Genomic DNA, 20051 nt, shown 5'->3' on the forward strand with positions numbered 1-20051 from the left:
ACGATATCCATGAAAGTTGCAATCATAGACGGTTATGTTGACGAACCCGCATGTTTCGGAGTTCCTCCTTATATTTCTCCCTACATACGCTATATAGCGGGAGCCCTGGTTGAGCGTGGTATCGGACGGGATAATATATCCTATTTCACAATAGACGGTATCAGGAACAGTAAAAAGGAAGACCTTGCCCTGCTTGGCCGGGCTGATCTTGTGGTTATCCTGTCGGGAATGACCGTCCCCGGCAAATATCTGCGCTCCTCGCCCATCACCCTGAAAGAAATCGAATACCTATGCAGGGCCGCTTCAGGTGTGAAGGTGATCGGTGGCCCTATACGCCTGGGCTACAGCAGTGAAGGGGGCATGGCAGCGTCAGCCCTTGAAATGGCTGATGAAAATGTATTTGTTGCAAGGCAGGACATCGAAGCATTTGTGTATGATATAATTGGCTCCGGTCCTTGCATCGAGGACCCTGATAATGTTGAACACCGGATGCGTACGGTTGGGGAGATTGGCAGATGGGCCTACAAGGGTGCCTTTATAATCAGGAGGCATCCGGATTTCCCGAATATAATGTGTGAGATGGAAACCTACCGCGGATGTGGCAGGGATACACATTGTTCTTTTTGTACTGAATTTTTTTATGGCCCATCAACCTACCGTCCAGTAGAGGATGTCGTTGCCGAAGCCGCCAGTCTTTATAATGAAGGTGCCCTGTTTTTCCGCCTTGGCCGCCAGCCTGATCTTTTCACCTATCATGCAGTGGATTTAGGGGATTCTCTCCTAAGGCCAGATCCTCAGGCGCTTGAATCTCTGTACTCAGGAATCCGGAAAGTGGCTCCGGAACTGGAGGTACTGCATATGGACAATGCCAATCCGGCAACTATAGCCACCTATCCGGATGAATGTAGTAAAATAATGAAGACTATTTTGAAATATCACACATCAGGGGACGTAGCAGCCATGGGTATGGAAAGTGCTGATCCCGCTGTAATCAGGGCCAACAATCTCAAAGCAATGCCAGATGATGTATTTGAAGCTGTAAAATTGATGAATGATATTGGGAGCATAAGAGGCTCCAATGGTCTTTCTCATCTGCTTCCCGGGCTTAATTTTGTCCACGGTCTTGCAGGAGAAACAAAGAAAACCTTTGGATTGAATTATGATTTCCTGAAAAATATCCTGGATAATGATTTGTTGTTGCGCAGGATAAACATTCGCCAGGTTATGCCTTTTAGTGGTACTCCCGCAGCAGAACAGCAGCTGCCTCTGGCTAAAAACCGGAAAATGTTTTTGAAATACAAGGAAAAGGTCCGCAAGGATATTGATTTACCCATGTTGAAAAGGGTAGTGCCCGAAGGTACTATACTTAAGGATGTGCTTTGCGAGGTATGGGGCGAGGGTTCGGTGGGTACCTTTGGCAGGCAAATGGGATCCTATCCGATACTTGTAGGTATCTCAGAAAAGCTTCCTTTAGGTGAATTTGTTGATGTGAGGGTAACAGGTCACGGTTTCAGGTCTATTTCAGCCACAGTATTTCGTGAATGACAAGTTTTATCATGAATAGTAAATTAGTCGGAGCATGAGAAAACTACTATTTATTTTAGCACTCACCGCAATTATTCTCATAAGTGGCTGCTCTACTCCTGCTGAAGTTGCAGAGGAAGGAGACAATGTCACCGTTGATTATGTTGGTGAGTTCGAAAACGGTACGGTATTTGATACTTCCATAGAAGAAGTTGCCCTGGAAGAGGGTATTCACAACCCTGCCAGACCATATGAACCTCTGGGATTTACCCTGGGAGGGGAAGGGATGATCAAAGGTTTTGACAGTGCAGTCCAGGGAATGGCTGTCGGGGAAGAAAAGACAGTGCAACTTTCACCTGAACTGGCATATGGCCCCTACAAAGAAGAACTTATCAGGGCAGTACCCCTTGATGATTTGCCCAATAAAACGACACCATACCAAATAGGCGACAGGCTTTCAACCGCTTATGGCCAGCAGGTAGTTATTGTTGATGTCAATGACACCGCTGCAATGATTGATTTCAATCATCCTATGGCCGGTGAAACACTGAAATTCAACATTACGCTGGTTTCCATAGAAGAATAAATAGCAACATTAAATGGTTGAATATCCTGAGCGGATATTCAATCACTCTTTTTTAAATTAACCATAATCAGGATTAAGCAGGTTTTCCTGTATTATGGACCCACTTTTGATTGTCAGGTCCGGCCATATCTTTACATTGGAATGAATAGTCGAATTGTTCCCTATATGTACTCTTGGGCCTATTACAGTCCCGTTTTCCAGGCTGCAGTTTTGGCCAACCACGGTATTGTTATCAAGTACAGTACCCGAAGTGTTACAATTACTTCCTATGGTCACATCATTGAATATGTAGGATGAAAGGATTCTGCAGCCGTCCTTGATGACACAGTTCGAACCAATCGTCGTATATGGACCGATCAGGACATTGTCACCTATTGTTGTGTTTTCACCGAGTACAACTGGCCCCACAACTGCTGTGTTGGAACCGATAACTACATTGTTGCCGATTTTGAGTGGTCCGTTGATACGGGAATCTTTGGTGTTGAAGTGACCTTCGATGGTAGTTCCCGGCATCGATTCAAGCATCCAGCGCTGTGCCTGGCGATAAGCTGCCGGATTGCCCACATCGGTCCAGTGCCCTCGCACAAGCAAACCATTGATTCTTCTGTCTTTTGCCATCAGTGATGGGAATAGGTCCTTGGCAAAATCGTAGGGCTGGTTTTCCGGAATCCACTTGAAGATTTCCGGGTCACACATGTATATACCCGTGCTTGCAAGATTGCTGAATATTTCTCCAGGTCCGGGCTTTTCAAGGAACCGATTTATCCGGTTATTCACATCCATATCCGCGATACCGAATTCCTTTGGGTCATCTATGGATAGCAGACCGATTGTAATGATTGCATCATTGCGCTCATGGAACCTGTACATTGTACGGAGTTCAAGATCCATGACATGGTCCCCACCAACAACCAGGAACGGTTCATCACAGAGGTATTTCTCGGCATTTTTCACACCTCCTGCTGTGCCCAGTTTTGTTTCTTCATACACATATTCAACATGGACACCAAACATGCTGCCGTCGCCCAGTTCTTCCAGTATCTGATCACCCATGTAGCCCAGGGTGATAATTATTTCAGTGAATCCCTCTTTTGCAAGTTGCTCCACAAGGTGTACCACTGATGCTTTGTTGATGATTGGAATATTTGGTTTTGGTCTGTCAAAAGTTAAAGGCCTAATTCGGGTCCCCTTTCCTCCACACATAATACAGGCTTTCATGTATAGGAATGATATTTTTTATGACTTAAAATTGTACCGATTTACATTTTCTTGATATCGTTTTCGTTTTCCACTATGATTTCCTGTTCCCCCTTATATTCATCCACTTCTCCCTTTATCCTTAATTTATCCCCGACATTTATCCTTGAATCTATATTCATTGCACCGTTATCTTCCGGTATAAATACAGTTAGCAAATCGGAATTATAATCTATCTGAAGAATCAGGTGATTTCCATTGAATGTGGTTTCTTTACTGTAGAGGGTTCCTTCGATTGTCACAGTTTTTCCTACTTCTGTAGAATCTGTTAAGGGCTGTTCGCCTGTTTTGTTAAAAGAGTTGGGAAAATAGGTGACATATGCTACAGCCAGGGATAATATCGCCATTGTCAGCAAAATCGCAATTACCTTTTCTTCCTTTTCCATGCTTAATTTCCCGTTTATTTTATTATGTTCGACCAATGTGTGTTACCTAGAAATATTTTTGTATCGATAATTAGTCTTTTATGTGATAGAAGATAAAATTCTCTCTGATGCCAAATACTGGAAGAATTCACTGGCTAAATGAGAAACCTGTTGTAAGAGGGACATACGTACTCTACTGGATGCAATCTTCCCAGCGTGTGGATTATAATCATGCACTGGAATTTGCCATACAACAGGCAAATGAAATGGATTTGCCTTTGTTGGTTCTATTCTGCCTGACAGAATATCCTGAAGCCAATCTGCGTCATTATACATTCATGTTTGAAGGTTTGGTCCAAACAAAAGAATCCCTGGAAGAATTGGGAGTACAATTTGTAATGTTAAAGGGAAACCCTGTTGATGTTGTCCATGAATTTGCCCGGGATGCAAGCCTGTTGATTACCGATCAGGATTACCAGAAATTACAACGCCGCTGGCGTGTGAATCTTGCCGAATCGATTTCCTGTCCTTTTGCGCAGGTGGAAAGTAATGTTATAGTGCCGGTGGAAACTGTTTCCGATAAGGAGGAATGGTCGGCAGCCACCCTGCGTAAGAAAATCCATAAACATCTTGATGAATTCATGCACCCCTTTGAATTATCCACTTTGGCCAATTCATCCTTCTCAATTGATGTGGATTCTCTGGATCCGAATGATTTTGAACAAATTCTGGAGAGTATGGATATTGGCATGAATGTAGAGCCCTCTGCGGTATATAAAGGGGGAATTCATCAGGCCAGAAAAAAACTGTCCGATTTTATATCAGGCAGACTGGGGGATTATGCTGAAAAACGTAATGACCCAAACCTTGATTTCCTTTCGGGAATGAGTCCCTATCTGCATTTCGGTCAAATTTCACCACTTGAGATTGCACTGAAAGTCCAGGATGCTAAAGGTTATGGATCGACCGCATATATGGAAGAACTTGTTGTTCGCAGGGAACTGGCAATGAACTTTGTGTATTATGATCAGGATTACGACTCCCTTCGCTGCCTTCCCAATTGGGCAAAAAAGACTCTTGCAGAACACCGGGATGATTTCAGGCAGTATGTATATACTCTGGAAGAGTTTGAGCAGGCCCGGACTCATGATCCATACTGGAACGCAGCCCAGAAGGAAATGGTCCTGACAGGAAAAATGCACGGTTACATGCGCATGTACTGGGGCAAGAAGATACTTGAATGGACTGAAGGCCCGGAGGATGCATACCAAATTGCGCTGTATCTTAACAATAAATATGAGCTGGATGGCAGGGACCCCAATGGTTATGCCGGTATTGCCTGGTGTTTTGGTAAGCATGACCGGGCCTGGAAGGAACGTGAGGTATTCGGGAAAGTACGTTATATGAATGCCAACGGGCTAAAACGGAAATTTGATGCTGATGGTTATGTGGAAAAGATTGCCAACCTGGAAGAAAAATTGGGTTAAGTATTAGCAGATTGCGGCCCTAAGGTCCCACGAAAGGCAATAATTTCTGAAATGAAACAGGCCGGCTACAATTTGCAGGAAAAATATGATTTCCTATCCGAGCATGGAATAGCGGTACCAATGAAACCGTAAATCAAATTACATTTTGCAAAAATATGTTTGGCAAGGTTCAACCTATATCACTAAGCCAGAAAAAGATAGCAAAATTATGGTGGACCGGTCGGGATTCGAACCCGAGGCCTCTACCATGCCAAGGTAGCGATCTTCCGAGCTGATCTACCGGCCCATATTTACAATTCAGAGTGGCAATCATTACTAATAAACCTATCGCCAATTTTGCTTTGCATCACTATTATTTTCTTACCTTGAATGCCGGTTTTGGATTTTTATGGGAAACACTTAAAGCAGCAAACATCACATCTTTTTATAATTAGGATTGAGGAGTGGAAAAGATGCCAGAATTAGCAGTAGTATACCTGAGTACTCAGGGGAATACCAAAAAGATGGCTGAGGCCATAGCTGAAGGTGCCAGGACAAGGCACGTTGAAGTAAAGGTGCCAGGACAAGGCACGTTGAAGTAAAGGTGGACAGTTTTTTCGAATGGGATCCTGCAGAAGCAGCTTCTGCCGATGCGATTGCTGTGGGTTCATCCACATTTGACTATGCCATGCATCCGCCAATTTCTAAATTTATTGATAAAATGGTGCAATTTGGGGTAGAAGGAAAAACCGGTGCTGCTTTTGGTTCCTATGGCTGGAGTGGGGAAGCCCCTGTCCAGATAGCAAACAAACTACGTAAAGCAGGTATGGAAGTTATAGACCCTGTACTGAGAATCCAGTATGCTCCAAATGAAAAGGACCTTCTGGAATGCAACAGGCTTGGCAAGGATCTGGCCGGAAAATTGAAAAGAAAGTGATGTGATAGTCGTAAAAAAGCAAAATCCGGACAATTATCATATTCTATAAATTCCTTTTTTCGAATGAATATTATTATTATAATTTTTATAAATATAATTCAAGATCAATTTTCTGAAAGTTGGAGATTTGTGGGGATCTTGAAAGTAAAGGTGCTGCCTTTATTAATTTCACTTTCAACCCAGATGTCGCCATTATGTGCTTCTATGAAGTTTTGTGCAATAGTAAGCCCAAGTCCCAAACCATCATATTTGCGAGTTGTTGAACCATCAAGTTGTACAAAGGGTAGAAACAGTCTGCTCTTATCTTCCTGGGATATGCCGATACCTGTATCCTTTATGCTAATTTCAATATAATCCTTTATTTTTCTTGCTGTTAGCGAAACAGAACCATTTTGGGGTGTGAAAGTAATGGCGTTTTCAGTAAGATTATATAATGTTTGTTTCAGCTTTTCCCTATCTCCATTTATGATTTCTAAATCCGGATCTACATCAAATGCCAATTTAATTTTCTTTGAGTCAGCAAAAGGCCTTAAGGCCTCTTCAATGTCTTTTATCGCTTCCAATATATTGAATGGTCGGGTGTGAATCTCTGTTTTTCGCAGGTCAATGTCTGCTATACTTAGAATGTCATTAAAAACCTTTAATAAATGGTCACCATTTTTAAGTACAATTTTGATATATTTCAATTGATTTTCAGTTAATGGTTCAGAATCACGATTGTCAATTAGTATACTGGAAAAGCCTATGATCGAATTTAAAGGTGTTCTGAGTTCATGACTTGCATTTCTTAAAAACTCAGTCTTTGCTTTATTGGCGTTTTCTGCAGCAATTTTGCCGTCTATTATTGCATTTTCTGCTTCTTTGTATTTGGTTATGTCCATAGCAGATCCCATAATTCCAAGAGTTTTATCGTCCTTATCCAGTACTAAATTTGCTGACAGTAGTGAAGGGAATTCTGTCCCATCTTTTTTGACACATTTTGCTTCTCCCTCCCATCTTCCTTCTGAAATCAAAGTTTGTACGATTTCTCTTGTCCTTTTTTCCCTCTTGAAAAAATCAAAGATAGTTCTTCCAGAAACGTCCCTTTTATCATCGTATCCCCATAAATTAAGAAAAGCATTATTTACATCAATAAATTTGTAATCCATATCTATAAAACCTATCGGATTGATTGATTTTTCGACAGCGTTTTCTTTTATTAAAATGTCTTTTTCCATTTTGCTGGAATTGATCAGTACTTTGAATGCTAAAATTGTAAATACAAATAGGTAAACCAAGACAGATGTAATGGTAGCTATGAACTCGTACAGGGATAAGTTCACATTGTAATATAAGATTGAAAATATAATTATGATTAATACGGTGAATATCCCATATGTGAGAAATACAATTGATCTTAATATATTTTTATTGTACACAATTTAGATTTAGGTTAGTTACTTAAAAAAGTATCTCCGGTGCACAGTTGGGCCGTTTCCTTGTTCATATCGGGATTTTTGGTTTGTTCATTAAATCTGGTTTACGATAAAGCTAATTGGCCGAAACATTAAAGTATAAGGGTGTGTATTTGAGTGGTTGCGCGATGACAAATCGTGTTCCAATGGGCCCGTAGCTTAGCTTGGTGGAGCGCACGGCTGATAACCGTGAGGTCCTGCGTTCGAATCGCAGCGGGCCCACCATCATATCTGTTTTTGTACATTTTTTTCTTCTACTTAATCTAATGTAGTGTCCGTACTTCCATAACTTTATATATTGAATTGATAATATAAATATTAAGTACATATATGAATATTATATACTCTGATGAACATCCCCTTCAAATTATATTATCGGTGTTTCTATGGAAGAAGATGAACTATTTTCAATGAATGAAAATCAAAGAGAAATTGCAAAGCTGCTAAGGAGGCTACACCTTTCAAAACCGATTGCAAGGACACTTGCTTGTCTTTCATGTGGCGAAGAAGTGTCTTCTCGGAAAATAGAATCAATGTCGCAGCTAAGGCAACCGGAAGTGAGCATCGCTATGAATTTCCTCTTGAAGAAAAAAGGCTGGGTTAAGTTTGAGGAAATAAAACGCAATGAAGGAAAGGGAAGGCCTATCAAAGTCTATAAACTTGCAGTACCCATGGATTCCATTATTGAAAGTATAGAACATGAAATTCTTTCAGAGAACCAGATTCTACTGGAAAATATAAATCGCCTCAAACAATTCTCATGATTGGCATTTCTTTGTTCATCTGATTCCTTTATTAGTTCTCCTCTTTTAAATCAGATTAAATATTTATCTCAGCCGTTTACCCGATTGGGAAGTTTCACAATATTATTGTCTGTTTCCGGCAATAATTATGCCCTTTCGGGCTAATTTTATATATGGCTTTCTTAACACACATTTTAATGAATGATACGGAAAAACCTTCAGGCATTTTTATTTGCCACTGTGGAGGCAATATTTCAGACAATATTGATATTAAGCAGCTTAAGAAATCTTTTCCGGATAGTAAAGTATTCGATTACGAGTATCTGTGCTCCAATCGGGGTCAACAGTACCTTAAGAACGAGATTGAACATAGCAGTCTTGAAAGGGTAGTTGTGGGAGCCTGTACTCCAGCCAAGCATGAAAACCTTTTCAAAAAATGTGCATCCGAATGTGGAATAAATCAGGATTTTCTCAAAGTTGTCAATTTAAGGGAACAATGTTCCTGGGTGCATACCGATTCCGACAGGGCAACCCATAAAGCTTTTTCGATGCTTAATTCGGGTATGCTTCGCCTTTTCCGGGCACAACCTATTGAGCAGGAAAGTTTACCTGTAAACCCGGATGCCCTTGTAATCGGTGGTGGAATCTCCGGTATTAATGCCGCCCTGAATCTTGCTAATAGTGGAGTGCATACTTATCTTGTAGAAAAAGAAACGACAATAGGTGGTAATGTCGCAAAGATTGGTAAAATCTTTTCGCCGGAGAAACTGGTCGAGGAATGTGCCATGTGTTCTCTCAGTCCTCTTATGAATGAGATCGCATCTCATCCCAACATAGAATTGTTAACTCATTGTGAGATCAGGAATATAGATTCGACTACCGGTAACTTTCAGGTAAGCATCATTCAGAATCCCCGGTATATAACCGATAAATGTGTATGTTGTGGAAAATGCGCTGAAGTATGCCCTGTAGTTACAGAAAATAAATTCAACTGTGGGTCAAAGGACAAAAAAGCCATATCAATAAAATTCGCCCAGGCAGTGCCCCAGATATATTCCATCAATCCTGAACATTGCATAGAACTTAAGGGTGGCAATTGTGGCAGGTGCAGAGAAGTTTGCAATGTAGGCGCTATTGATTTCTCCCAAAAGGACAAACATATCGAATTACAGGTGGGAGCCATTATTGCTGCGACCGGTTTTGATGAATATAATCCTTCCTCCAAACCCCAATTCGGTTACGGTCGCTTTCCCAATGTCACAACCCAGATGGAACTTGCCCGCATACTTGGTGTTAATGGCCCCACTCACGGTAAATTAATGCGCCCCTCTGATTCAAAAAAACCGGAAAACGTTGTTATGATCCAGTGTGTGGGTTCCAGGGATGAAAAATCATCGGGAAATCGCTACTGTTCCCGTTACTGCTGTATGGCAGCTCTTAAACATGCCAGCCTTATAAAGAAAAAATATCCGGATGTGAATGTCACCATCTGTTACATTGATATGCGTGCCTTTGGCCTGTATGAACATTACTACCGTGCCGTACAGGAAATGGGTGTACAATTCGTGCGTGGCAGGCCTGCTGAGATCGCAGAACGAGACGCTGGCAACCTTGTGGTGAAGGTGGAGGATACCCTTAACCAGCAACTTATGGAATTGCCGGCGGATATGGTGGTACTCTCTGCTGCCATGGAACCTTCAGAGGGTACACAGCAGATTGCAAAGATGATGGATACCAATCTAAGTGAAGACGGTTTCATCAAGGAGCGACACTCCAAGCTCAGGCCGGTAGATACGTCAAAGGAAGGTATATTTGTCTGTGGCAGTGCCCAGTCTCCCAAGGACATAACAGATTCAATAGCCCAGTCAGGACTTGCTGCCTCTCGTACTCATGCTTTCCTGGCGGCAGGCGAGATCTCTCTGGATTCGCATATTGCAGTTGTAGATTCCGGTGTGTGTACTTTATGCAGCAAGTGTGGAATTTGTCCTTTCGGGGCTATTTCCATTGAGGATGAGGTGAAAATTGATCCGCTTGTGTGTAATGGATGTGGCTATTGTACCTCCCTTTGCGATGAAGGTGCTATTCATGTCAGGGGCTATAGCAGGGAAGAACTGCTGGCCGAGATAGAAGGTCTGGCCGAAGCAGGGGATACGATTGTCTTTGCCAGCCGCAACATCGCATATTCAACCATTGATAATATAGGAACTAGTGCGCAGGATTATCCCTCTTCTACAAAGATAATAAAGGTGCCCACAACTACCATTGTGACAGCGGAGATGCTTGATATAGCATTCAATAGAGGCATCTGCCATGTCGTTTTTGTGGAAGAACCACCGGATAACCAGATTGGTGAAATAATCTATCCACTGGCTGAGGCACGGTTTTCTGAATTCAAGGTGGAATATGGGGATCGATTGCATCTCAAGAAGGCTTATATTCCTCATGCAAAGGGGCTCAGTGACATGTTCTCTTCCCTGAAAGAGGTGGAAGAATGAATGAAAATTATGATACTCCAAAATGTGAATCCCTTGTAGAAACTGTTAAGAAAAGCCTTCGGACCTCGGATTCTATCGGTATTGAACGCTGTATGCAATGTGGTGCCTGTACCTCTTCGTGTCCTGCGGCACGATACAGTGATTACAATCCCCGCAATGTAATGAAAAGGGTCAAAGAGAATGATTGGAGTGTAATTGAAGATAAGACGATATGGAATTGCTTCTATTGCTATACATGTAACCTGCGTTGCCCGCGCAACAATAGTCCTTCCCAGGTTGCCCAGGTATTGCGCCAGATGGCAATTAACAAAGGCATTGGTATTGAGAGGTTAAGTGTGCTTTTCGAATATCCCGAATCTTTTGCCAAACTGGGTATCAGCCAGATGCCTGCACCCTATATTGGACAAATGGAAGAGGATCTGGGTGAACAATGGCAGTATCTCAGGGACAATCTGGAGGATATCCGGGAAGAACTCGGTCTGGGGCCCCTGGCCATAGAGAACGAAAGGGGGGAGATCAAAGCACTGCTTAAGGGAATCGGTTTTGAGGATCGCTTTGCCAGGCTCAAGGAGATGGCTGCAGAAGGAGGTGAGGATGAATGAAGGAACTTGCGGATGTACCTGTAAAGGGATTGTTGTTGTTTAAATCCTGTATGGTGAGTGCGGAGTATCCAGGGATTGAGAGTTCCACCAAATACGTATTTGACAGGCTTGGAGTGGATTACCTCGTCAGCGGGGAGCAGTCCTGCTGTACCGGTCTGGGACATTATTTTGACCTGTTTGACCAGATGACCACCACGGCGATTGCCGCCCGCAATTTCGCTGTGGCCAAAAAGGAAGGGTATACCAATATCACAACCATGTGTGCTACATGTTATGCCATCAATAAGAAAGCCTGCTCCCTTCTTAATAATAACAGGCAGGTCATCAATCTTGTTAATGATAATGCAGAGGCTGCAGAGCTTGCTGACCTGAAATATGAAGCGGACAGTTTCGATGAGGTTGGAAACTTCAATCATGTGGTGGAAGTATTGGCAAAAATGGCCGATAGGATCGCAGAACAATCGATAATCGATTTTTCCAATGTGAAAATAGCTACCCATCATGCCTGTCATTACTACAAGATAGATTATGAAGACGTTGCCGGCAATCCGGAACATCCGGAGCTTATCGACCATATTGCAAAAGCCTGCGGTGGTGATGTGGTGGAGTGGTATGAGGACCGGACACTGACATGTGGTGCAGGTTTTTCCCAGCGCTATGTAAACCGTGAAATGTCCCTGAAAGCCACCCATGCCAAGCTGGAAAGCCTGAAAAGGGCAGGTGTGCAACTTGTACTCCATATGTGCCCCAACTGTCAGGTACAGTATGACCGTTATCAACCCGTTATAGAAAAGGAGTTTGGCGAGAAGTATGATATGGTTCACATGAACATTGCCCAGTTCACCGCTCTGGCACTGGGTGGCGATCCTTTCAAGGTTTGTGGCTTCCAGACCCATTCGGTTGACCTGACTGATTTCCTGGAGACCCTCTGAATATTGGAAAAGATTATTGTGCATAACATCTATACAGGGTAAAAACGTATTTTTCTCAAGAATCTCACAGGTGTTTAATTTTGAGTACTATCAGCGAGAAGATATTCAGCCGGGCAGCCGGCAAAGAGGCAAAGGCCAATGATTTTGTGATAGCTGATATTGATTATGCAATGGCCCACGACGGTACCAGCATTCTGGCAGTCCGTTCTTTCCGCCAGATGGAAGTTGAAAAGGTCTGGGATCCTTCACGTATAGTGATCCCCTTTGATCACCTGGCACCAGCGAATTCCGATACTACGGCAGGTCTGCAAAAGGATATCAGGGGCTGGGTGCGTCAGCAGGGCATAAACAATTTCTATGATATTGGTAACGGTATTTGCCATCAGGTATTGCCTGAGAAGGGTTTTGCAATGCCGGGCAAGTTGATCGTGGGTGCTGATTCCCATTCCTGTACATATGGTGCCTTCGGTGCCTTCGGTACTGGTGTAGGGGCAACGGACATGGCTGAAATATTCGCATCCGGCAAACTCTGGTTCCGTGTACCGGAATCCATTAAGGTTGCAGCTGAAGGAAAAATGGGAGAGAGGGTTTATGCCAAGGACCTCACCCTCAAGATCATCGGCGAGGTGACCGCTTCAGGGGCGACCTACAAAGCGGTTGAATTCTATGGTAATGCCATAGAGGGTCTTTCCATGGCAGGCAGGATGACCCTTTCCAATATGGCTATTGAAATGGGTGCCAAGGCGGGTATAGTACCTCCCGATGCCACGACATTTGAATACCTGAAAGACAGGGCAGTCAGTGATTATGAGCCTGTTTATTCGGATGAGGATGCAGATTATGTAGCCGAATATCACATCGATGTGAACTCCCTTGAACCACAGGTTGCCTGTCCCCATGAGGTGGACAATGTTTGTGGTGTGTCCGAAATTGCAGGCAAAAAACTCGATCAGGCATTTATCGGTACCTGCACCAATGGCCGGCTGGAGGACCTTGAGGCTGCAGCAGAAGTGTTGGAAGGCAACGAAGTTGCTGTGAGGACTATTATAATACCGGCTTCCAGACAGATTATGAAGGAAGCCGCAAGAAAAGGATTAATAGAGATTTTCCTCGATGCAGGCGCTACCATGGGTACTCCGGGATGCGGTCCATGTCTGGGTGGTCACATGGGGGTTATTGGTGAAGGTGAAGTATGTATTTCCACTGCAAATCGTAACTTCCGGGGTCGTATGGGTACAGGTGGCTACATCTATCTTGCTTCACCAGCAACGGTTGCAGCTTCGGCTATAAAAGGTGAGATTGCAGATCCGCGTAATGTATGAGATGGTACAATGGAAGAAATAAACAGTGATAAACTGAAACATTTGCTTGAACATTGGATAGAACACAACGAAAACCATTGTGATAGTTTTGAGAAATGGATTCCCCAGCTTGAGGATGCGGGATTCCAGCAGGCTGCAGAATACGTTTCTGCTGCCTCTTCTGAAATGGAACAATCAACAGATATGTTGAGAAAAGCACTGGAATCCCTTGAATAACTTCAAGGGATTACCATTACCGCTGTTTTTGCATGTCTGAGGACCTTTTCAGAAACGCTTCCCATAAGATAGCGCTCCAGGCCCGTGCGTCCCAGTGAGCCCATAACTATTATGTCTATTTCATTTTCTTTTGCAAAATCCAGTATTTTCTCTGCGGGATTGCCCGTCAAAAGAGCTGTATCAACAGCTACTCCCTGAGGGTCTCCCAGTTCTTCCACATACTGGAGGGCTTCCTGTCCTTCTCTCTTTATGTCTTCGTGGGGGATGTCAAAATTTGTGATTCTTGCTCCATAAGGAAGGGTTTTTGATGAAAGTTCTTTCATTACGTATACTGCAAATACCTTTGCTTCATAGATTTTTGCCATCCCGATTCCTTCGGCTGCTGCCTTTTTGGAATGTTCCGAGCCATCTGTTGCAATTAAAATCTTTTTTACATTATTCATTATATTCCCCACTACATAATAATGAAGGTAGGTATATTAACATTTGGAAAGGCTCCTCATTCATATATCTTCGAGTAAAGGTAAGTTCCAAGCACATAACCCAGCAATGCTACAACCAGGGTACCGGGTGCATAAATAGGAATATTGCCGCCCGCCATGTGAAATATCAGGTTAACTATGGCAACATATACCATTACTGTAGTGATCAACACTATAATCTGGAATATCCCTTTATCAGGTGGCATGTTTGTTCACTACATTAATATTTGCGATCTGCCTATTCATTATTTGCGGTGCTGTCTGCCTATAGGCATTTTCCTGCAGGGGCAATTAACGCCGTTACGGACTTTTTCCTATTGAGATTACAGTACTTCTAATATTCTTGTTACAGTAGCCGTACTTAATTTGATTTATATAGGGCTGGTATCCAATATCAGTACTGTAGTAATATTGCAACAGGCGATTGTCATGAAAGAAAGAATACTGATACTTGGAGCCGGTTATGCGGGTGCGGTGATTGCAAACACGCTGGCCCGTGAGTTCAGGCGTAAAATTGCAAAGGATGAACTTGAAATTACAGTGCTTGACAGGAACGATATGGGGGTCAATCAGGGTGGTTTTACTTTCCTGCCCTTTGGGTTATACACCCCAGAAGACCTGATCAGGTCCAGGAAAGAATCACTGAGTCCCAGGATAAAGAGTCATTTTGGTGATCAGGGTGAAGTCACGGATATTGACCTGAACAGGCAGCAGATAACGGTCAAATCCGGTACAAAGTATTCCTATGATCATCTTGTGATTGCAATGGGTGCAAGACCGGATGCTTCCGGTGTGCAGGGTCTTGAAGATGATCTAAATACATTCTATACATCTATGGATGATGCCCTGGAAGTAGGGGAACTTATCCGCAATTTCAAAGGTGGCAGGATAGTGGTTTCGGTTTCCAGGATGCCGATACCCTGCCCAGGTGCGCCGGTAAAATTCTCCTTTTTGCTGGAGAGTTACCTGAGGGATATACGCAATATCAGGGATGATGTGCAGCTGACGCTTCTCTGGCCCATGGAACCAATAGGCCCGCCGGAGTTTAACAAACTGGTTACCGGTCGTCTTGAAGAAAAGGGAATTGAGGCAATCAGGCAGTTCCAGCTTGGCAAGGTTGATGCTTCAAACAAGATGGTGGAATCTACCGACGGCAGACAGGAAAATTATGATCTGCTTATCACAGTTCCCCCCCACAAGCCACAACAGGCTGTACTGGATTCGGGTATTACAGATGAGAAAGGGTGGATTGCCTCGGATAAAACAACATTGCAATATCGTGGTCCTGTCGGGGATAAGGATAATGTGTATGTTGTGGGGGACAATGGTCCGGCCGACATCCTGAAAACGGGAATTGGTGCACACTATCAGGCACAGGTGGTATCCCACAACCTGATCAATACGATCAATGGCAACAATATCAAATCAAAGTACAAGGGTGAGACCGGTTGTCCGATAATTACGGACATGGCCTCTGATGCCCATACCGGCAGAGCATACATTGCTACCTGGAGTTACAAGAACCCTCCCCAGTCGTTCGATACCACTCAGCTTGGCTGGTATCTGTACCGGATGTATTACTACCTGCACTGGGATATGAGTATTAAGGCATTGATGTGAGGTGATTGGTATGGCTGAAGATATAGAGAATGTTAATATAGGAATGACACAGGCAGACATCGACGCCTTCCTGGATATTGTCAGGACTGCCCGTATCATGCAGAGTTACTTAAATGATGAGACGATCCACGGCGTTGCGAATGTGATGACTCCCATGCTAAAACTGCTCAATGGGGTTGCAAGTACCGATCTTGTGGATGTACTGGAAAGAAGTATGCAGGACCCGGGTATGGATCGGGCTTTGATGAACCCGCCAAAGGTGGGGATGTATGGCGCACTTCGTGAGATGGGAGATGAGGATTTCCAGAAAGGGTTGGGGATAGCCATTGAATTCCTGAAAGCTCTTGGCAGGGCTTCGGAGGACATAGGAGACTAATTTACCGCTATTTCCTGTATTCCTCCTTTTTTTCACTTCAATTTTGCTTTTGCACCACAACATTTATGCTTGCTGCCTTACTAATTTCTTTTAAGGTGTTTTATGCATTTAGCCGAAGACAGGGACATCGGCCGTGTGGCCTGTTGCAAGGAGGCCATCGATGCTTCCCGGGCAATCTATGACAGTTTCTCACTGCTGGATTATTTCCATGACTGCGAATTTGCAATGCAGTCCCGCAGATTTTCCTGGGGAGAGGCTGTAGCCTATGCATATGATGCCAGGGATGCTATCTACATATTGCTTCTTTTTTCCCGCCATCAAAACAGGGGGCACGGCCACAGATTGGTCAATTGTATCATTGAGCATGCACGCTATAAGGGATACAGTCGTGTTTATGTGACTACTTCCTATAGGTCTCCACACCACTACGCTGCAGGCAGGTTCTATGTTTCATGTGGTTTTCGCATGATCGGCTCGGATGAGGAACATATGTATTATGGACTGGATGTCAATGCAGCTCCTGTATCTGATTGCACGAACGATTATTCCAATCCTTCTGAATTGTTGTACAGATTGTCAGACTACGCTTTGATATTTATTGCATTGTTGGTTGTATTTTTGAGACCTCAAAGAGATGAACCACAAGTTGTGAAGATGCTGAGGAAAATTATTTCTGAAAAAGAAAGCCATCTTTGAATAGATCAGGTCGTGAGCCTGTTATAGAGCATAGGGAGTCTTTCAGGAAGAGTAGTTGCATTATCAATGATGGTATATCCCACATCTGAAAATATTGAATTCATATAATCGCTTGCTTTTGAATCTACGGTTATACAAAAAAAGTGCATCCCAAGGGCTTTTCCTTCCTGAATTGCCATTTTCGTATCTTCGATTGCAACTTCTCCATCGTATTTCCCGTCGGCAACCCCAAAATCATATGGTTCCCCATCAGACAATAATATCAAAAGTTTAATTTTCGCATCAATTTCTTTCAGTTTTGTTATGGAATGCCTGATTATAGGACCCAGGCGGGTGTTATCTGCAGGTTCCAGTGCATCGATTTTGCATTCAACATTTTCTGAAAAAACTTCCCTGAAATCTTTTATGGTATAGTATTCCACATCATTTCTGGTATCGCCGGAAAAAGCATATATTGCATATTTATCCCCAATGCTTTCCAGGGCCTCTACCATCAGGACAAGTGCCTCTTTTTCTACATCCAGTATGCTTTTGCTATTATCCAGTTTTTTTCTGGTGGATGCACTTATATCAACAAGAAAAAGTGTGGCAACATCCCTCTCACGCTTATCCCGGCGTATATAGAGGCGTTCTGTAGGATTTATACCACATTTTCTGTCTGTGAAAGCTTCAGTAATCGCATCGAAATCGATTTCATCACCATCGCTTTGCCTTCTTAACTTACGAAATGAAACCGGTTTCATCATTCTGAATATACGTTTTATGAGTGAAATTTCATGGATGTACTTTTGTAGGGTGTCCCGGTAAAAATCGGTCGATTTACCCGCCGGACAGACTTCATAGACAGTACTCCATCCGGATCTGTAATCCCTCAACCTGCTGTCCCATTCATCGTAGGTAAAACTGCTAAGTACCTCCCATTCTTTTGCCAGGGCACATTTTGGTCCTTTCTGAATATCATTTTGTGTAATTTCATTTTCATCAAGTTCCAATTCTGTCAGAGGTATAAAACGTTCTAATAATTTTTCTGAATTTTCCTCTTTCTCATTTTCAAAATTTAATCCGGACCCTGCACCCCGATACTCAAGGTTTTGTATGCCATTATACTGTTGGGAATTTCCAGAAAGGATATTCATTTCAAGCATTTCGTATATTTCAAAGGTGACTTCCAGGGAATCAAGAGTTGAAGATTGGGGCTGGAATATTTTCAAATCCAGGAGATTCCTGGCTTTTTCCAGAAAACTTTTTGGGACTTCATCAATTATGAATGGAGGCTTATGGCCCACAGATGATAAAAGAAGGGCTTCCATGAATTTTCCAGTACTATTTTGTGGTACTTTCCTGTTTTTTACCATCTTTTCCCTGACTTTTTCAAAATCCCGGCGCAACCCCCTGTAAACCCTGGTTGTCATATATTCGATTCTGGCATCCTCTACAATTCCCATGATATCTGCTGCGATAGATGGTTTCGGAAACAGGCTTATCACATCTTGAAGACTAATCGTATTTTCCCTGTCATCTACAGAATCAATATTTTGTTTTAGTTGTGTTGAATTTATGTTTATTGATATTTTATTTAATAGTGGAATAAGGGATTTTTTTGTATATTCTGTGGTGCCAAATTTCTGATGCCCTACTTCGTGCATAACACTTAACTTGTAGATCATGAAATTATCTTCAAAATCCCCGAACCCCTTCATGGTTGGTACAAGGTAGATGGTTCTTCCGGAAACTACAGGTTGTATGGAATCTACATGATCTTTTGGCAGGAGATTTCTGGAGCGGATGTTAAAATTTATTCCTGAGATGCCTAATGCATAATATGTCAGAATTTTGTTAACCCTTTTAAGAGCAACTCCGCTCATCAAATATTCTATGAATTCTCGGGAATTTCCTGATTTGAGGGAAAAATACAATCTTGCGCCAGCAGAATCATTTTCAAAAATCTCAAGACCTTTCATTGCCCATTCTTCAAGTTCTGTTATTTCCAGGTCCTGAAGCAGGATGGGTGAATTGCGGAAATACTGTATTGCGATTTCCCGGTCTTTTTCAAATAATTTAATACCGGTGCTTACCCAGGATTTTAGTTCCTCAGGATGGAGGCTCAGCAGGATTTCCTGGAGTTTTGAAAAATAAATTCCTGCAAGCAATTGCTCTTTTTCCAGCAGGGATTGTGCGTTATCAAAGATTAGATCATAGAATACAGGTTTTATTCTTTTCAGAGTGGCAAAGGAGTTATTGTAATATTCCTTACCGTAAAATGTACTTCCCTTTGCTATTTTTTCGCCGGTATTGGCCCATTTTGTAAATTCATCCTTTGTTAGTTCTGCGATAACATGAGGGGAATTTTCAAAATAGCTTTGCACACATTTATGATTTGTAAGTGCAAGTTTGAAACCCATTTCAAGCAAACAGTTTCTCTGCTTTCTGCTGGTTTTACGGGTGTTATTTGCAAGTCCACTGAAAATTCCTTCATAAAACAATTGCACAGCTTCTGGCCTGGTGTAGAAAAGTTCTCTACCTCTCTCGGTCCAATCCAGTATCTCATCCAGATCTAAATCATTTAGTAATCTGGCTGTCCTTTGGATAAATATTATTGCAATATCTTCTTTCTTTTCGGCCAGGTTTGATGCTTTAGTTTCCCACTTCTCAAAACCTGCTTTATCAAGATTGGCCATTGCAAGAGGCGCATCAGTAAAAAACACGAGGGACGTGCGGGGATATTTGGCAGCAAACTTTTGTGTAGTAGTAAGTAATTTTAGACGTTGCCAGAGGGGTATTACCGGGAAAACGTTTTTTGTTTCCCTGATGAATTTGATAGCACATTTTATTTCCTTTTCAGCTAAAATGTTAATCACGGATTGCCATAAATAAAAAATGTCTTCATCCATCAGGGGCCTTAATTCTGTTTTAGCTTCCTCGTATGTATTTGCTACCCTTTCATTCCTGATTGCAATACTTTCTTTGTCTGAAGGCAA

20 protein-coding genes and 2 tRNA genes are annotated in these 20051 nt (G+C 42.6%); 15 read left to right on the forward strand and 7 right to left on the reverse strand.

Annotation, left to right across the window (positions count from 1 at the left end; translation table 11 throughout):
* Window positions 1–9 precede the first annotated feature (9 nt).
* Window positions 10–1545, forward strand: coding sequence for a radical SAM protein (locus tag BKM01_RS07025; protein WP_072359046.1), 1536 nt, complete (start codon window positions 10–12; stop codon window positions 1543–1545).
* A gap of 34 nt (window positions 1546–1579) precedes the next feature.
* On the forward strand, window positions 1580–2110 hold the full coding sequence (locus BKM01_RS07030) for an FKBP-type peptidyl-prolyl cis-trans isomerase (RefSeq protein ID WP_072359048.1): 531 nt from the start codon (window positions 1580–1582) through the stop codon (window positions 2108–2110).
* A gap of 57 nt (window positions 2111–2167) precedes the next feature.
* Here BKM01_RS07030 and BKM01_RS07035 read toward each other — a convergent pair whose 3' ends face one another.
* A complete protein-coding gene (locus BKM01_RS07035) occupies window positions 2168–3328 on the reverse strand; it encodes a sugar phosphate nucleotidyltransferase (protein ID WP_072359050.1) in 1161 nt (386 codons plus the stop codon).
* Window positions 3329–3369: 41 nt separating this feature from the next.
* Window positions 3370–3789, reverse strand: coding sequence for a PolC-type DNA polymerase III family protein (locus tag BKM01_RS07040; protein WP_233125584.1), 420 nt, complete (start codon window positions 3787–3789; stop codon window positions 3370–3372).
* A 71-nt stretch (window positions 3790–3860) separates the two neighbouring features.
* On the opposite strand from BKM01_RS07040, the gene phrB reads away from it, so the two are divergent.
* Window positions 3861–5219: a deoxyribodipyrimidine photo-lyase gene (gene phrB, locus BKM01_RS07045; protein WP_072359054.1), complete on the forward strand. Its 1359-nt coding sequence runs from the start codon at window positions 3861–3863 to the stop codon at window positions 5217–5219.
* Window positions 5220–5428: 209 nt separating this feature from the next.
* On the opposite strand, the gene BKM01_RS07050 is transcribed toward phrB, so the two are convergent.
* Window positions 5429–5505: transfer RNA gene (locus BKM01_RS07050), tRNA-Ala, on the reverse strand.
* Between the two features lie 166 nt (window positions 5506–5671).
* On the opposite strand from BKM01_RS07050, the gene BKM01_RS11165 reads away from it, so the two are divergent.
* Together BKM01_RS11165 and BKM01_RS07055 are read left to right on the forward strand one after the other, a co-directional pair.
* On the forward strand, window positions 5672–5800 hold the full coding sequence (locus BKM01_RS11165; protein ID WP_257790274.1) for a flavodoxin domain-containing protein: 129 nt from the start codon (window positions 5672–5674) through the stop codon (window positions 5798–5800).
* 2 nt (window positions 5801–5802) lie between these two features.
* Window positions 5803–6135: a flavodoxin domain-containing protein gene (locus BKM01_RS07055; RefSeq protein ID WP_233125586.1), complete on the forward strand. Its 333-nt coding sequence runs from the start codon at window positions 5803–5805 to the stop codon at window positions 6133–6135.
* A 104-nt stretch (window positions 6136–6239) separates the two neighbouring features.
* Here the strand turns inward: BKM01_RS07055 and BKM01_RS07060 are convergent, their stop codons facing one another.
* Window positions 6240–7352, reverse strand: coding sequence for a PAS domain-containing sensor histidine kinase (locus tag BKM01_RS07060; protein ID WP_072359613.1), 1113 nt, complete (start codon window positions 7350–7352; stop codon window positions 6240–6242).
* 385 nt (window positions 7353–7737) lie between these two features.
* Here BKM01_RS07060 and BKM01_RS07065 point away from each other — a divergent pair.
* The 7 genes from BKM01_RS07065 (at window position 7738) to BKM01_RS07095 (ending at window position 13899) form a co-directional block, all read left to right on the forward strand.
* Window positions 7738–7814 (forward strand) — tRNA-Ile (locus BKM01_RS07065).
* Between the two features lie 161 nt (window positions 7815–7975).
* Window positions 7976–8353 (forward strand): transcriptional regulator, encoded by a 378-nt coding sequence (locus BKM01_RS07070; protein ID WP_072359056.1) that lies wholly within the window; start codon window positions 7976–7978, stop codon window positions 8351–8353.
* A 176-nt stretch (window positions 8354–8529) separates the two neighbouring features.
* On the forward strand, window positions 8530–10827 hold the full coding sequence (gene hdrA / locus BKM01_RS07075; RefSeq protein ID WP_072359058.1) for a ferredoxin:CoB-CoM heterodisulfide reductase subunit HdrA: 2298 nt from the start codon (window positions 8530–8532) through the stop codon (window positions 10825–10827).
* Window positions 10824–11429 carry a ferredoxin:CoB-CoM heterodisulfide reductase subunit HdrC gene (gene hdrC / locus BKM01_RS07080; RefSeq protein ID WP_072359060.1) on the forward strand — a complete coding sequence of 202 codons (606 nt, stop codon included), beginning with the start codon at window positions 10824–10826 and terminating at the stop codon, window positions 11427–11429. Before hdrA ends, hdrC begins: the two co-directional genes overlap by 4 nt.
* Entirely contained in the window at window positions 11426–12361 is a 936-nt protein-coding gene (gene hdrB / locus BKM01_RS07085) for a ferredoxin:CoB-CoM heterodisulfide reductase subunit HdrB (RefSeq protein WP_072359062.1), read from the forward strand. The genes hdrC and hdrB overlap by 4 nt, the downstream gene beginning before the upstream one ends.
* Window positions 12362–12441: 80 nt before the next feature.
* On the forward strand, window positions 12442–13683 hold the full coding sequence (locus BKM01_RS07090) for a 3-isopropylmalate dehydratase large subunit (protein ID WP_072359064.1): 1242 nt from the start codon (window positions 12442–12444) through the stop codon (window positions 13681–13683).
* A gap of 9 nt (window positions 13684–13692) precedes the next feature.
* Window positions 13693–13899, forward strand: coding sequence for a hypothetical protein (locus BKM01_RS07095; RefSeq protein ID WP_072359066.1), 207 nt, complete (start codon window positions 13693–13695; stop codon window positions 13897–13899).
* A gap of 2 nt (window positions 13900–13901) precedes the next feature.
* Here BKM01_RS07095 and BKM01_RS07100 read toward each other — a convergent pair whose 3' ends face one another.
* A complete protein-coding gene (locus tag BKM01_RS07100; protein ID WP_072359068.1) occupies window positions 13902–14342 on the reverse strand; it encodes a universal stress protein in 441 nt (146 codons plus the stop codon).
* A 56-nt stretch (window positions 14343–14398) separates the two neighbouring features.
* Window positions 14399–14587, reverse strand: a complete 189-nt coding sequence (locus BKM01_RS07105; RefSeq protein ID WP_072359070.1) for a hypothetical protein — start codon at window positions 14585–14587, stop codon at window positions 14399–14401.
* Between the two features lie 223 nt (window positions 14588–14810).
* Here BKM01_RS07105 and BKM01_RS07110 point away from each other — a divergent pair, with 223 nt between their 5' ends.
* The 3 genes from BKM01_RS07110 to BKM01_RS07120 all read left to right on the forward strand — a co-directional run bounded on the left by BKM01_RS07110 (window position 14811) and on the right by BKM01_RS07120 (window position 17073).
* Window positions 14811–16001 (forward strand): NAD(P)/FAD-dependent oxidoreductase, encoded by a 1191-nt coding sequence (locus tag BKM01_RS07110; protein ID WP_072359072.1) that lies wholly within the window; start codon window positions 14811–14813, stop codon window positions 15999–16001.
* 10 nt (window positions 16002–16011) lie between these two features.
* Window positions 16012–16377, forward strand: a complete 366-nt coding sequence (locus tag BKM01_RS07115) for a DUF1641 domain-containing protein (protein ID WP_072359074.1) — start codon at window positions 16012–16014, stop codon at window positions 16375–16377.
* A gap of 102 nt (window positions 16378–16479) precedes the next feature.
* Window positions 16480–17073: a GNAT family N-acetyltransferase gene (locus BKM01_RS07120; RefSeq protein WP_072359076.1), complete on the forward strand. Its 594-nt coding sequence runs from the start codon at window positions 16480–16482 to the stop codon at window positions 17071–17073.
* A gap of 5 nt (window positions 17074–17078) precedes the next feature.
* Here BKM01_RS07120 and BKM01_RS07125 read toward each other — a convergent pair whose 3' ends face one another.
* Window positions 17079–20051 (reverse strand): nitric oxide reductase activation protein NorD, encoded by a 2973-nt coding sequence (locus BKM01_RS07125; RefSeq protein ID WP_072359078.1) that lies wholly within the window; start codon window positions 20049–20051, stop codon window positions 17079–17081.

It is taken from the genome of Methanohalophilus portucalensis (genome assembly GCF_002761295.1).
GTDB lineage: Archaea > Halobacteriota > Methanosarcinia > Methanosarcinales > Methanosarcinaceae > Methanohalophilus > Methanohalophilus portucalensis.